Here is a 13,653-nt window from a genome sequence, read left to right as displayed (position 1 = left end):
TGAAGGCGGCGATTTTAATAATCGCCACTGTCACCGCCTGAGGCCAAACTCTCAAAGCGAGTGAGCGGTTTCAAGAACGTCAGGCGAACGGCGCCTGTTGGGCCGTTTCGCTGCTTGCCGATGATGATTTCGGCGGTCCCTGGGTCTTTGGAGTCTTTGTTGTAATAGTCGTCGCGGTAAATGAACATGATGATGTCTGCATCTTGCTCAATGGCACCCGACTCGCGCAGGTCACTCATCATGGGCCGCTTGTCGGTTCGCTGCTCGACGCCTCGATTCAACTGCGACAAAGCAATCACTGGGCACTGCAGTTCTTTGGCCAGCATCTTCAAACCGCGTGAGATTTCACCCAACTCGGTGGCACGGTTGTCGCCATCACCACCGGACGAACCACTCATGAGTTGCAAATAATCCACCACAATCAAACCTAGCTTGCCGCACTTTCGTGCAAGGCGCCTGGCATTGGCGCGAAGTTCGCTAGGCGTTAAGCCTGGTGTTTCATCGATGTGCAATGACACCGTACGCAAGCGCTCAATGGCATCTGTCAGCCGAGGCCACTCTTCATCGGTCAATTTGCCTGTACGCAGGTGACCTTGGTCAATCCGGCCAATCGAGCCGACCACACGCACAGCCAATTGAGCCGCGCCCATCTCCATTGAAAAGACAGCAACTGGCAAGCCTTCATTCAAAGCCACATGCTCCGCAATGTTGATCGCGAAAGCCGTCTTACCCATAGAGGGACGCGCCGCCAACACCACCAAATCGCCCGCTTGCAAGCCCGAAGTCATGCGGTCGAGATCGTAGAAACCTGTGGGGACACCGGTAATGTCATTGGGGTTGTCAGCCATCTCTTGGACACGGTCCATCAGGTCCACCACCAAGGTGTCCATGGACTGAAAGCCCTGTTTCATGCGTGAGCCCTCTTCACCGATGTTGAAGATTTTTTGCTCAGCCTCGTCTAAGATTTTTTCAACCGCACGACCCTGTGGGCTGAACGCATTGGTGGCAATTTCATCGCTGGCAGTGACCAATTTACGCAAGATGGAACGCTCGCGAACAATTTCTGCATAGCGCCGAATGTTGCTGGCACTGGGCACGTATTGCGCCAAAGAATTCAAATAACCTAAACCGCCCATGCCTTCGGCTTTGCCTTGATTTTGCAATTGTTCAAAGACGGTAATGACATCTGCTGGTTTGGAGCCATTGATCAAGCTCGAAATGGCACTGAAGATCAGCTTGTGTTCATGTCGATAAAAATCATTTTCCGACAACAAATCTCCCATGCGATCCCATGCGCTGTTGTCGAGCAGCAAGCCGCCTAAAACGCTGGACTCTGCTTCAATGGAATGGGGTGGAACTCGAAGTTGCGCGATCTGTTGATCTTGGGTAGGGGCTGAAAAACCCAACTCGGATTCTGAGTGCGACTGTGGAGGGAAAAGTGCTGACATGGACGTTCTAAATTGAATGCTCGATCTTACGCACGGATCGGCACTTGGTCATGGGACAAGCCTGTGGATAAGTCGTTGGTAAGTGCAGAAAGTCTTGTGAATAAATAAGAAATTCTGGCAGAAAAGAAAAAAGCCGCCAGTCATGCGACAGGCGGCTTTTTGAAGCGCTTGGTAATTAAGCTGTTTCGCCGTAAACAGAAACAGTCACTTCCACCACCACGTCAGTGTGCAATGCCACAGCCACGGAAGATTCGCTCACCGTTTTGATCGGGCCGTTAGGCATACGGATCTGAGCTTTGGACAAGCCATAGCCAGATTTGTTCAACTCTTCAGCGATGTCGTGGTTGGTGACAGAGCCAAACAAACGACCGTCAACGCCAGCTTTCTGAGTGATCTTAACCACTGCGCCAGCCAATTTTTCGCCTTGAGCTTGTGCTTCGGCCAATTTGGCAGCTGCTGCTTTTTCCAGTTCGGCACGGCGTGCTTCGAACTCGGCTTTGTTGGCTTCAGTGGCGCGACGTGCACGACCGCTGGGGATCAAGAAATTGCGAGCGTAACCGTCTTTAACTTTAACGATTTCACCCAAATTGCCAAGGTTCACAACCTTATCGAGCAGAATAATTTGCATGGTTGTTCTCCTTAAACTTTGTGCTGGTCGCTGTAAGGCAACATGGCCAAGAAGCGAGCGCGCTTGATGGCTGTGTTCAATTGGCGCTGATAAATAGCGCGTGTGCCTGTCAAACGTGCGGGGATGATTTTGCCGTTTTCGGCGATGAAGTCGCGCAATGTGTCGACGTCTTTGTAATCAATCTCTTCCACGCCTGTGACTGTGAAGCGGCAGAAACGCTTGCGCTTGAACAGCAATGACTGGGTGTTGCGCTTAGGGCGCTTGTCTTTGTTGAATTTTTTGAAAGTGGCCATGGGGCCTCCTGAAAATTAAAGTGTCTTGAATTCTTGAATATGCAGAATCACATTTTTTCCGTTTTTGGGGGTGGCCAAAAAACCGCTGAATCTCCAAACGCTGCCAATAGGCTGGGTTTGAATTCGCTCTGCAACAGATCCGATGGCGACAGCCTTGACTGTGGCTTTGACCTGTCTGAGAGTTCCCGCTTCTTGAATGCTAGAGCTGTGCTCTAGGACCAAGTCAATGACTGGCAAGCCAGCCGGTGTGTATCGAATTGCTTTTTGCTCTGCGATACCAGCGGTCAATTCAACGTGATTTTGTTCTGTCACTCCCGACGACAAATGTGATTAGCCTGCAAATTCGGCTTGTTGGGCTTTACGAGCTTCTTCGCGCTCGACTTGTTTCATCATGGAAGATGGGCCTGTTTCGGCTTTCTTCTTCAGAACAGTCATGTGACGCAAAACGGCATCGTTGAACTTGAAGGCGTGTTCGAGTTCGGCCATCACAGCCTGATCAGCTTCAATGTTCACGCACAAGTAGTGGGCTTTGCCCAACTTGTTGATTTGGTAGGCCAACTGGCGGCGACCCCAGTCTTCGACACGGTGAATCTTGCCACCGCCGGCAACGATCATGCCTTTGTAACGCTCCAGCATGGCTGGAACTTGTTCGCTCTGATCCGGATGAATCAGCAAAATGATTTCGTAATGACGCATTGAGACTCCTTTTGGGTTTTACCTTGAAGGTATTTGAAAAAAGCTACCCCCAGCGTCGGACGGGGTGCAGCAAGGTCAGCCCGCGATTATAGCCCAGGTTTTAGAGCCCTGGAAAGGGGTTATCTGAACGCTCAGGAGACGTATCGCCAGAGGACTCGACATGTGGCCATACCCAACTTGCCAGCCAAATCACCAAGAAACCCACAGGCACCCCCAAAATTCCCGCTGAAATGGGTTGAATACCGCCAACCATGCCCCCAAAAGGTGTCAAACCCCATAACACCCTTACCGAGGGGGCATTAAAGATCATGTAAGTCATGGTCACCCCCAAGCCCGTCAACATGCCCAAAACAACTGCTTGACGGCTGGTTCGCTTCCAAAAAATGCCCATCACCATGCCGGGAAAGAAAGCAGAGGCAGCCAGCGAGAAGGAGGCTGAAACCAGCGCAAGGATTTCAGCGGGCTTCCACGCCGCCACCAAGGCGGCTGACATGGCCACCGCCAACAGCGCAAATTTGGACAAGATCACCCTGCCCTCTGCAGTTTCCACGCCGTTTTTGGTGCCAAGGCGCATGTCATGCACAAAAGCATTGCTGATGGTCAGCAACAAACCGTCTGCGGTGGACAGGGCTGCGGCAAATCCGCCTGCTGCCACAAGACCAGAAATGACATATGGCAAGCCGGCCATTTCAGGACTTGCCAGCATCACCACGTCAGCACCCAACTTCAATTCACCAAATTGCAAGATGCCATCGAGGTTGACATCGGCCACCTCGACCAAAGCGCTGTCCACGCGAGACCATTGCGCAAGCCAATTCGGCAGTTCTGAAAAACGACTGCCCACCAAATTGTTCATCACTTCAAATTTGACGAGCACAGCCAAGGCGGGGGCACTCAGGTACAAAATGGCAATGAAGAAAAGCGACCAAGCCACCGACAGCCTGGCTTCAGCCTCGTTGGGCACTGTATAGAAACGTGTCAACAGGTGGGGCAAGCCAGCCGTTCCAGCCATCAAGCAAAAGATAAGCGCCACAAAATTGAGACGCGATTGGTTGAACACATTTTGTTCTTGCGCCGTGCCATGGGGATCACCCTGAAATGCCGAACCATGCAAAGGCATGCCGCCTAGCGGTTTGGCTCTTTCGTAATTTTCCTTCATGGCGCGTTGCCATGTTTCTTTGGCTGCCGCAGCATTCTCCGGCAGCGCTTGAAGCTCGCGACGAGCCTGTGCAATCAGAGAGAACTCTGCATTTTGCAATTTCAAATCACTCACCCTTTGGGTCAAGGCTTGTCGTTCTTGCAGCAAAGATTGCTCAACATTGACCAGACGTGCTTTGTAGGCTTCAGCCCGAAGCTGGAACTCTTGGCGCACAGCAACCTCAGCGGGATCAGAAATCAGACGTTGTTCAAGCTCCGTAATTTTTGACAACTGTGCACTGTATGCAAGGGGTGCCAGGGGTGTGCCCAACTGTTGATAAGCCAGCCATGAAACTGGAATTAGAAATGCCATCAGCAAAATCATGTACTGCGCAACTTGGGTCCAAGTGATGGCCCGCATGCCGCCTAAGAACGAACACAACAAGACGCCGCCTAGACCTAACAAAATGCCTATTTCAAACTGCACGCCAGTCAATCGCGAAGCGATCAAGCCAATGCCATAAATTTGCGCCACAACGTAGGTAAAGGAACACAAAATTGCAGCCCATGCCGCCAACAACCGTGGCCACCTTCCACCATAGCGTTGGCTGAAAAAATCAGGCAAGGTGTACAAATTCATGGCGCGCAAATGCGGCGCGATCAACAGAGCCACCAAACAAAAACCGCCGGTCCATCCCATCACGTAAGCCAAGCCACCTGCTTGACCACCGCTACCCGAAAAGCCCTGCAAATACAACGCACCCGCCAAGCTAATGAAGGAAGCCGCGCTCATCCAATCAGCTGCAGTGGCCATGCCGTTGTAGAAAGCGGGAATGCGGCGGCCCGCAACGTAATATTCTTCAGCGTTGGTGGTGCGGCCCGCCACACCAATCAACGCATACAGCATCACGGTTGAGAACAAAAAAATGGGGCCAATCAAATTCCTTGAAAGTCCCTCATGCTCCGCATAACCCATCACGCCAATCAAACTCAGCAGCAAAGCAAGGAACAACAGAACATTGCGATGCAAACGCCATTTGTAAATGGCGTACTTCTTCTGAAAGGACGTGATTGAATTCAATCGGCTTTTCCGAGTTGCGTCCAGGTTTCAACCACCGTATCAGGATTCAAAGAAATTGAACTGATGCCTTGCGCCATCAACCATTTAGCGAAGTCGGGATGGTCACTAGGTCCTTGACCGCAAATGCCCACGTACTTGCCTTGACTCAAGCAAGCCTTGATGGCTTGCGCAATGAGCGTTTGCACGGCCAAGTCACGTTCATCAAAGTCAAGCGCTAACAACTCCAAGCCCGAATCACGGTCCAGGCCCAAAGTGAGTTGGGTGAGGTCGTTAGAGCCAATGGAGAAGCCATCGAAGTACTCGAGGAACTTGTCGGCCAAGATGGCATTGCTGGGTACTTCACACATCATGATGACTTTGAGATCGTCTTGGCCCCGCTTGAGACCATGCTTGGCCAACAATTGTGTGACGCGATCGGCTTGACCCAAAGTGCGCACGAAGGGCACCATCACTTGCACATTGGTCAAACCCATCTCGCCTCGAACGCGTTTGATGGCTTCGCACTCCATCGCAAAGGCTTCTCCAAAATCTTCACTGATGTAACGCGCTGCGCCTCGGAAACCCAGCATAGGATTTTCTTCTTCTGGCTCGTATCGGCTGCCACCAATGAGTTTTCTGTATTCGTTGCTCTTGAAATCGGACAGGCGAACAATCACAGGCTTGGGCCAGAACGCGGCAGCAATGCTGGCCACGCCTTCTGTCACTTTGTCGATGTAAAAAGCTTTGGGTGATGCATGGCCACGTGCCACAGATTCAACAGCCTTCTTCAAGTCGGCATCAATGTTGGGGTAATCCAAAATGGCTTTGGGATGCACACCAATGTTGTTGTTGATGATGAACTCCAAACGCGCCAAGCCCACACCCTGATTGGGCAATTGCGCAAAGTCAAATGCCAATTGCGGGTTACCCACGTTCATCATGATTTTGGTGGCAATCTCAGGCATGGTACCGCGTGACACCTCGGTCACTTCCATCTCCAACAGTCCGTCGTAAATGTGTCCTGTGTCACCCTCAGCGCAACTGACCGTGACCAAGGTACCATCTTTCAATTGCTCGGTAGCGTGACCGCAACCGACCACAGCAGGAATGCCCAACTCGCGCGCAATGATGGCAGCGTGGCAAGTACGGCCGCCGCGATTGGTCACAATGGCACTGGCGCGTTTCATGACCGGCTCCCAATTGGGATCCGTCATGTCGGTGACCAGCACATCGCCAGGTTGAACTTGGTCCATTTCGGCAATGCTGTGAACCAACCGAACAGGACCCGTGCCAATTTTCTGACCAATGGCACGGCCTTCTGCCAATACGGCGCCCTTGCCTTTGAGTTTGTAGCGCAACTCTGCGGTACCTTTGGACTGGCTTTTGACAGTCTCTGGACGCGCTTGCAAGATGTACAAGAGGCCATCCGTGCCATCTTTGCCCCACTCAATGTCCATGGGGCGGCCATAGTGTTTCTCAATGACCATGGCGTATTGCGCCAACTGGGTGATGTCTGCATCGCTAAGGGAATAACGGTTGCGCAGCTCCATGCCAACGTCAACCGTTTTGACCAAATTGCCTGAGCTGGCCTTTTCTTCAGGCGTTGAGAAAACCATCTGGATCAATTTAGAACCAAGGTTGCGACGAATGACAGCATTTTTTCCAGCGGCCAACATGGGCTTGTGAACATAAAACTCGTCGGGGTTCACCGCACCCTGCACCACCGTCTCGCCCAAGCCGTAACTGGACGTGATGAAAACAACATCTTCAAAACCAGTTTCTGTGTCGATGGTGAACATCACGCCGGCAGCGCCCAAGTCGGAGCGAACCATGCGCTGCACACCTGCTGACAATGCCACCTCGGCGTGCGCAAATCCTTTGTGCACGCGATAACTGATCGCGCGGTCGTTGTAGAGGGACGCAAACACCTCTTTCATTTTGTGCAACACGTCTTCAATACCAACCACATTGAGGAAGGTTTCTTGCTGACCTGCAAAAGAAGCATCAGGCAAATCTTCTGCTGTCGCTGAAGAACGAACCGCAAAAGAAGCTTGCGCATTGCCCGCGCTCAGCTCTGCAAATTGGTCGCGAATGGCTTTTTCCAAATCGGCCGGAAAAGGCTGGGCTTCGACCATGGCACGAATTTCTGCGCCAACCGTTGCCAATGCGCGGACGTCCTCAACGTCCAAGGCGTCCAGTTTTTGGTTGATGCGGTCAACCAAACCGTCGTGCTTCAAAAAAGCACGAAAAGCAAAAGCGGTGGTGGCAAAACCTGTAGGCACGCGAACACCGCCTGGCAACTGAGAAATCATCTCACCCAAGCTGGCGTTTTTACCGCCCACAGACTCGACGTCCGTCATTCGAAGTTGCTCAAAGGGAACGACCAAGGCGTCCTTTGCAAAAAGGTTAGACATAAAAGCTCCAAAGTTAAAAAATCGGCAGTGCAGCCTGAACCAACTCTCAGAATCTTGGTTGTTGTTAGATTTGATTCTTGAGCGCCAGCAGGCGGTAGATAATGGATGTGATTTTAGGACGCAACGCCCCTCCTCCAACCTTAGAATTTCAACAATGCCCCATAGAACCGTATTTTTCATCTCCGACGGCACTGGAATCACGGCCGAAACCTTTGGCAACGCCATCTTGGCCCAGTTTGAGATGAAAACAAGGCATGTCAGACTGCCTTTCGTGGACTCCGCAGACAAGGCACACCAGGCCGTCAGGCAAATCAATCACACGGCTGAAATTGAGAACATCAAGCCCATTGTGTTCACCACTTTGGTCAATATGGAGGTCTTGGATGTCATTCGGGCCGGTTGCAAAGGCATGCTTTTGGACATGTTTGGCACCTTTGTGAACCCACTTGAGCAAGAACTGGGCTTGAAGTCGCACCACCGGGTGGGGCGCTTTTCAGATGTCAGTAAAAGCAAGGAATACCACGACCGCATCGAGGCCATCAACTTCTCTTTGTCTCACGACGATGGCCAAACCAGCCGGGACCTGGAGTCTGCTGAAGTGATCTTGGTGGGCGTCAGCCGCAGTGGCAAAACACCAACCAGCCTTTACCTGGCCATGCAGCACGGCCTGAAGGCAGCCAATTACCCCCTCATTCCGGAAGACTTTGAACGCAAGCAATTGCCCCCTGCATTGGTGCCCCACCGGAAAAAGATTTTTGGACTCACCATTCACCCTGAGCGTTTGTCAGAGATTCGGAGTGAAAGACGCCCTAACTCCAAATACGCCAGCTTGCAAAACTGCATTCAAGAAGTGGCCGATGCGGAATCCATGATGCGCAGGTCTGGCATCCGGTGGCTTTCAACCACGCACAAATCGATTGAAGAAATCGCCACCACCATCCTGCAAGAAATCAAACCCGAGCGCTTGATTTATTAACGCAGGGTTGCCGCTATTTTTTCTGCACAGCGCTGCGCCAAGTCGAGATCTTTGGCCTCCACCATCACACGGACCAAAGGCTCTGTACCACTGGCACGAATGAGCACACGCCCCGTATCGGCCAACTCAGCCTCCACGGCTTGAATGGCTGCAGCCAATTGAGGACTGCCTTTCCAGTTCTGGTCTTTGGCAATGCGCACATTGATCAGCACCTGAGGGAACAAAGTGACTTCGGCCAACAATTGCGACATGGTCTGCCCCGTAGCGACGCAGGCTTGCAAAACTTGCAACGCACTGATCAGGCCATCGCCCGTGGTGTGCTTGTCCAAGGCCAATAAGTGACCTGAACCCTCACCGCCCAGTAACCAAGACTTTTCAAGCAGCGCTTCTAAGACGTATCGGTCGCCGACTTTGCTGCGAATGAATTCGATGCCCTTGCGTTTCAATGCCACTTCAACGGCCATGTTGGTCATGAGGGTGCCCACCACGCCAGGCACAACTTCATCGCGTGCAATGCGATCGCTGACCATCAAATAAAGCAACTCATCGCCGTTGTACAAGCGGCCTGTGTTGTCAACCACTTGAAGGCGGTCGGCATCGCCATCCAAAGCGATGCCGTAATCTGCGCCGTGCTGCTTCACGGCTGCCACCAAGGCTTCGGGGTGCGTTGCGCCCACGCCTTTGTTGATGTTCAGGCCATCAGGAGAGCAGCCAATCGCAACGACATCTGCACCCAATTCATGAAACACCTTGGGTGCAATTTGATAGGCGGCCCCGTTGGCTGCATCCACCACAATTTTCATGCCCTTGAGGGTAAAGTCATTGCTGAAAGTGCTCTTACAAAATTCAATGTAACGACCCGCCGCGTCGTCTAGGCGCTTGGCCTTGCCCAATTCTGCGGAGGAGACCCAAACTGGCGGCTCATCTACCAAGGCTTCCACCTTGGTTTCCCACTCGTCACTGAGTTTGGCTCCTTTGGCGCTGAAAAATTTGATGCCGTTGTCTTCGTAGGGGTTGTGACTTGCACTGATCACTACACCCAATGATGCACGTTGGGCTCGTGTGAGGTATGCCACCGCAGGCGTCGGCACCGGCCCCAACAACACAACATCAACGCCAGCAGAATTGAAGCCCGACTCGAGTGCGCTCTCTAGCATGTAGCCCGAGATGCGTGTGTCCTTGCCAATGAGCACCACGGGATGTTTTTCGGTCTGACGCAAGACGCGTCCTACGGCGTGTGCCAAGCGCATCACAAAGTCGGGGGTGATGGGCGCTTGACCCACCGTGCCTCGGATACCGTCTGTTCCAAAATACCGTCGTGTCATGTTTGTCTACTTTAAAGGTCTGCTTGTCAGCGCAGCGTTGTCTTTATTTTAGGCCTTTGCAGCTTGCCAAAATCGCAAGGCTTGCACGGTTTCTAGAACATCGTGCACACGCACAAGCGAAGCGCCATTTTGAACAGCCATCAGTGCAGCGCCTACGCTGGCACCCACCCTGTTGTTAGGCTCTGGCATCACACCATTGACTGCCGTTAACTTGCCCAGTGTGCCTTTGCGCGACCAGCCCGCCAGCACCGGACGGCCTAAGCTCAAAAGTTCAGCTTGCCGGGTCAATAAGCTGAGATTTTGCTCTAGAGTTTTGCCAAACCCGACGCCGGGGTCCAAGACAATGCGACTTGGATCGACACCCTGCGCTAACAAGACCTGCAGCCTTTGAGATAGAAAATCTTTGACCTCCTGAAGTGCATCGCCTTGCATGGGTTGCTCGAACATGGTTTGAGGATCGCGGTGCATGTGCATCAGGCAAACACCGCAACCTGCATGCTGCCCGACCACGTCTACAGCACCCGCTTGGCGCAGGGCCCAGATGTCGTTGATGATGTCAACACCCATGTCCAGCACCACCTTCATGACGTCGGGCTTGGCGGTGTCCACCGACAGAGGCACATGCCAGTGAAGAGCCTCTTCGATGAAGGGCACGATACGGGCCAGCTCTTCTTCCACGCTAACGGCCTGTGCGCCAGGCCTTGATGATTCACCACCAATGTCCAAGATGTCTGCACCTTGCGCCAACATCGTTTGCGCGTGGTCCAACGCATGTTTCACATTCGTGTGCTGCCCCCCATCCGAAAAGGAATCGGGCGTGAGATTCACAATGGCCATGACTTTGGGCTGGGTCAGGTCAATGCTGAATCGAGAGGTTTGCCACACCGAGGTCGTCATGCGCTAAGGTTGATCCAAAATAAGAACGGGGCCGAAGCCCCGTAGAAAATCAAGAACGATCAGGCCGCATTGGGCTCAGGATCCGTTTTAACAGCTGGCGTACCGCCGGCATCGTCATTGCCCGAGGGCGGAATGCGCGGCGTCCAGTCTTTGGGCGCGGTGGGTTCGCGGCCAGCCATGATGTCGTCAAGCTGCGTGACATCGATGGTTTCCCATTCCAACAAGGCCTTGGCCATGGCGTGCATCTTGTCGCTGTTTTCTTCAATCAAGCGGCGCGCCAAGTTGTATTGCTCATCGATGATGCGACGAACTTCGGAATCAACCTTTTGCATGGTGGACTCTGACATGTTGGTGGTTTTGGTGACGGAACGTCCCAAGAACACTTCACCTTCGTTTTCAGCATAGACCATGGGGCCAAGGGCTGTGGTCATGCCATAACGCATCACCATGTCGCGTGCAATTTGGGTGGCACGCTCAAAGTCATTGCTGGCACCTGTGGTCATTTGCTTCATGAACACTTCTTCGGCAATACGGCCACCAAACAACATGCTGATTTGGTTCAGCATGTATTCGCTGTCGTAGCTGTAGCGGTCTTTTTCAGGCAGGCTCATGGTGACACCCAAGGCACGGCCGCGAGGAATGATGGTGACCTTGTGCACAGGATCGCACTTGGGCAACAGCTTGCCAATGAGGGCGTGTCCAGACTCATGGTAAGCCGTGTTGCGACGCTCCTCTTCTGGCATGACCATGCTCTTGCGCTCTGGGCCCATCAGAATTTTGTCTTTGGCTTTTTCGAAGTCTTGCATTTCCACAACGCGAGCGTTGCGGCGAGCAGCCATGAGGGCGGCTTCGTTGCAGAGGTTGGCCAAATCGGCACCGCTCATGCCAGGTGTTCCGCGGGCAATGACGCCGGGGTTCATGTCTTGGCCGATTGGGATTTTGCGCATGTGCACAGCCAAGATTTGCTCGCGGCCACGAATGTCCGGCAAAGTGACATACACCTGGCGGTCAAAGCGACCTGGGCGCAACAAGGCAGCATCCAAGATGTCGGGGCGATTGGTAGCAGCCACCACAATGACACCTAAGTTGGTTTCAAAGCCATCCATCTCAACCAACATTTGGTTGAGGGTTTGTTCGCGTTCGTCATTGCCACCGCCAAGGCCAGCGCCGCGCTGACGGCCGACAGCATCAATTTCGTCCACGAAGATGATGCAAGGTGCATTTTTCTTGGCGTTCTCGAACATGTCGCGAACACGGGCTGCACCCACACCCACAAACATTTCAACGAAGTCTGAACCCGAGATGCTGAAGAAAGGCACTTTGGCTTCGCCTGCAATGCTCTTGGCCAGCAATGTTTTACCGGTACCCGGAGGGCCGACCAACAGCAAACCACGCGGAATGCGTCCACCCAGTTTTTGGAAGCGTTGAGGATCTTTCAAGAAGTCCACAACCTCTTTCACTTCTTCTTTGGCTTCATCGCAACCCGCCACATCGGCAAAGGTCACTTGATTGGCGTTTTCATCCAGCATGCGCGCTTTGCTTTTTCCAAAACTGAAAGCCCCGCCTTTGCCGCCGCCCTGCATTTGGCGCATGAAATAAATCCAAACACCAATGAGGAGCAGCATGGGGCCCCAGCTGACCAGCAAGCTCATCAGCAAGGAACCCTCTTCGCGAGGTTTCACATCAAACTTGACGCCATTGGCAATGAGGTCACCCACCAAGCCGCGGTCGAGGTACGTCGCAGTTGTTTTGATGCGGCGATCATCGGTGGTGGTGGCCACAATTTCTGTGCCGCCTTGACCTTCTTGGATGGTGGCCGTTTTGATGCGGTTACTGCGAACTTCTTCGAGGAAGTCGGAGTAGCCCAAATAGCCAGATCCCGCACCGGTGCGGTTGTCAAATTGTTTGAATACGGTGAAAAGCACCATGCCAATCACCAGCCATACGGCAATCTTGGAAAACCAGGGGTTGTTCAAGAAGAGCTCCCATCAAAACGTCTAATTGGTCTTCATTCTAGGCTTTTGAAAGCCCAGAACATCTAATTTCACTTGACTAAGCCTTAAAAGTGCAGGGAAATTGGCTCTCTCGCACCTTGGAAGCAACAGTCACAGGGGAACAGGCCTGTTTTTAGGCTCGATTCCCACCAAAAACTGCTCGGATGATTTGTCTCGAGAGGCCTTGGGTTTGATGGGTTTGACCACCTTGAAAGAATCCTTGAAAAGCTTCACCAATTGGCTGTAGCCGCTTCCGTGAAACACCTTGACCACCAAGGCGCCCTGGGGCTTGAGGTGCATTTGGGCAAATTCAACGGCCAGCTCAATGAGGTGCGAAATACGGGCCGCATCCACAGAGTCAATGCCCGACAAATTGGGCGCCATGTCAGAGACCACCACATCAACGGGACGGTCACCCACAATGGCCTGTAATTGGGCGAGAACGTCTGCATCTGTGAAGTCGCCCTGAATGAAGTGGACGCCCTCCACGGGCTCCATTGGCAACAAATCGACCGCCAAAATGGTGCCATTCAAGTCACCAGCGGCAGCCCCCTGGGGCGATAAGCGTCGGCGCACGTATTGACTCCACGCCCCTGGGGCAGACCCCAAATCCACCACCAAGTTACCCGGTTTGATCAAACCAAAGGTTTCGTCAATTTCCTTCAATTTGTAGGCAGCCCTCGCCCTGTAGCCCTCTTTTTTGGCCAATTTGACGTAGGGGTCATTGACGTGGTCGTTCAACCACGACTTATTGACTTTTTTACTTTTGGTTTTTACTTTCATGT

General features: G+C 52.8%; 12 protein-coding genes. 1 reads left to right on the top strand and 11 read right to left on the bottom strand.

The window, feature by feature from the left end:
* Positions 1–14: 14 nt before the first annotated feature.
* The 7 genes from dnaB to ppsA form a co-directional block, all read right to left on the bottom strand.
* Positions 15–1,448: a replicative DNA helicase gene (gene dnaB / locus B9Z46_RS08260; RefSeq protein ID WP_055360978.1), complete on the bottom strand. Its 1,434-nt coding sequence runs from the start codon at positions 1,446–1,448 to the stop codon at positions 15–17.
* Positions 1,449–1,623: 175 nt separating this feature from the next.
* Entirely contained in the window at positions 1,624–2,076 is a 453-nt protein-coding gene (gene rplI / locus B9Z46_RS08255; protein ID WP_055360979.1) for a 50S ribosomal protein L9, read from the bottom strand.
* A gap of 11 nt (positions 2,077–2,087) precedes the next feature.
* Positions 2,088–2,369: a 30S ribosomal protein S18 gene (gene rpsR, locus B9Z46_RS08250; protein WP_055360980.1), complete on the bottom strand. Its 282-nt coding sequence runs from the start codon at positions 2,367–2,369 to the stop codon at positions 2,088–2,090.
* A 15-nt stretch (positions 2,370–2,384) separates the two neighbouring features.
* On the bottom strand, positions 2,385–2,681 hold the full coding sequence (priB, locus tag B9Z46_RS08245) for a primosomal replication protein N (protein WP_231717622.1): 297 nt from the start codon (positions 2,679–2,681) through the stop codon (positions 2,385–2,387).
* A gap of 18 nt (positions 2,682–2,699) precedes the next feature.
* A complete protein-coding gene (rpsF, locus tag B9Z46_RS08240) occupies positions 2,700–3,065 on the bottom strand; it encodes a 30S ribosomal protein S6 (RefSeq protein WP_055360982.1) in 366 nt (121 codons plus the stop codon).
* A 100-nt stretch (positions 3,066–3,165) separates the two neighbouring features.
* Complete coding sequence (locus B9Z46_RS08235; protein WP_233245949.1) at positions 3,166–5,283, bottom strand: VC_2705 family sodium/solute symporter; 2,118 nt, start codon at positions 5,281–5,283, stop codon at positions 3,166–3,168.
* Entirely contained in the window at positions 5,280–7,676 is a 2,397-nt protein-coding gene (ppsA, locus tag B9Z46_RS08230; protein ID WP_055360983.1) for a phosphoenolpyruvate synthase, read from the bottom strand. The genes B9Z46_RS08235 and ppsA overlap by 4 nt, the downstream gene beginning before the upstream one ends.
* 154 nt (positions 7,677–7,830) lie before the next feature.
* Here ppsA and B9Z46_RS08225 point away from each other — a divergent pair, with 154 nt between their 5' ends.
* Entirely contained in the window at positions 7,831–8,652 is an 822-nt protein-coding gene (locus B9Z46_RS08225; RefSeq protein WP_055360984.1) for a pyruvate, water dikinase regulatory protein, read from the top strand.
* Here the strand turns inward: B9Z46_RS08225 and glmM are convergent.
* From glmM to B9Z46_RS08205, 4 genes are all read right to left on the bottom strand, one after another.
* Positions 8,649–9,977: a phosphoglucosamine mutase gene (gene glmM, locus B9Z46_RS08220; RefSeq protein WP_108255513.1), complete on the bottom strand. Its 1,329-nt coding sequence runs from the start codon at positions 9,975–9,977 to the stop codon at positions 8,649–8,651. The two genes, B9Z46_RS08225 and glmM, sit on opposite strands and share 4 nt — an antisense overlap.
* A gap of 48 nt (positions 9,978–10,025) precedes the next feature.
* Positions 10,026–10,874 carry a dihydropteroate synthase gene (gene folP / locus B9Z46_RS08215; RefSeq protein WP_108255511.1) on the bottom strand — a complete coding sequence of 283 codons (849 nt, stop codon included), beginning with the start codon at positions 10,872–10,874 and terminating at the stop codon, positions 10,026–10,028.
* A 59-nt stretch (positions 10,875–10,933) separates the two neighbouring features.
* Positions 10,934–12,850 carry an ATP-dependent zinc metalloprotease FtsH gene (gene ftsH, locus B9Z46_RS08210; protein WP_055360987.1) on the bottom strand — a complete coding sequence of 639 codons (1,917 nt, stop codon included), beginning with the start codon at positions 12,848–12,850 and terminating at the stop codon, positions 10,934–10,936.
* A gap of 129 nt (positions 12,851–12,979) precedes the next feature.
* Complete coding sequence (locus tag B9Z46_RS08205) at positions 12,980–13,651, bottom strand: RlmE family RNA methyltransferase (RefSeq protein ID WP_108255509.1); 672 nt, start codon at positions 13,649–13,651, stop codon at positions 12,980–12,982.
* Between the last annotated feature and the right edge of the window lie 2 nt (positions 13,652–13,653).

Origin of the sequence: Limnohabitans sp. Hippo4 (genome assembly GCF_003063605.1) — a bacterium.
Classification (GTDB): Bacteria; Pseudomonadota; Gammaproteobacteria; order Burkholderiales; family Burkholderiaceae_C; genus Limnohabitans_A.
Note: the sequence above shows the minus strand (reverse complement) of the source record. Positions and strands in the feature narration are given on the sequence as shown.

Excerpts from the sequence above, each read along its gene's own strand:
- folP (WP_108255511.1), bottom strand. The coding sequence starts at position 10,874 with ATGACGACCTCGGTGTGGCAAACCTCTCGATTCAGCATTGACCTGACC.
- glmM (WP_108255513.1), bottom strand. The coding sequence starts at position 9,977 with ATGACACGACGGTATTTTGGAACAGACGGTATCCGAGGCACGGTGGGT.
- rpsR (WP_055360980.1), bottom strand. The coding sequence starts at position 2,369 with ATGGCCACTTTCAAAAAATTCAACAAAGACAAGCGCCCTAAGCGCAAC.
- B9Z46_RS08225 (WP_055360984.1), top strand. The coding sequence starts at position 7,831 with ATGCCCCATAGAACCGTATTTTTCATCTCCGACGGCACTGGAATCACG.
- rpsF (WP_055360982.1), bottom strand. The coding sequence starts at position 3,065 with ATGCGTCATTACGAAATCATTTTGCTGATTCATCCGGATCAGAGCGAA.
- ppsA (WP_055360983.1), bottom strand. The coding sequence starts at position 7,676 with ATGTCTAACCTTTTTGCAAAGGACGCCTTGGTCGTTCCCTTTGAGCAA.
- rplI (WP_055360979.1), bottom strand. The coding sequence starts at position 2,076 with ATGCAAATTATTCTGCTCGATAAGGTTGTGAACCTTGGCAATTTGGGT.
- dnaB (WP_055360978.1), bottom strand. The coding sequence starts at position 1,448 with ATGTCAGCACTTTTCCCTCCACAGTCGCACTCAGAATCCGAGTTGGGT.
- B9Z46_RS08205 (WP_108255509.1), bottom strand. The coding sequence starts at position 13,651 with ATGAAAGTAAAAACCAAAAGTAAAAAAGTCAATAAGTCGTGGTTGAAC.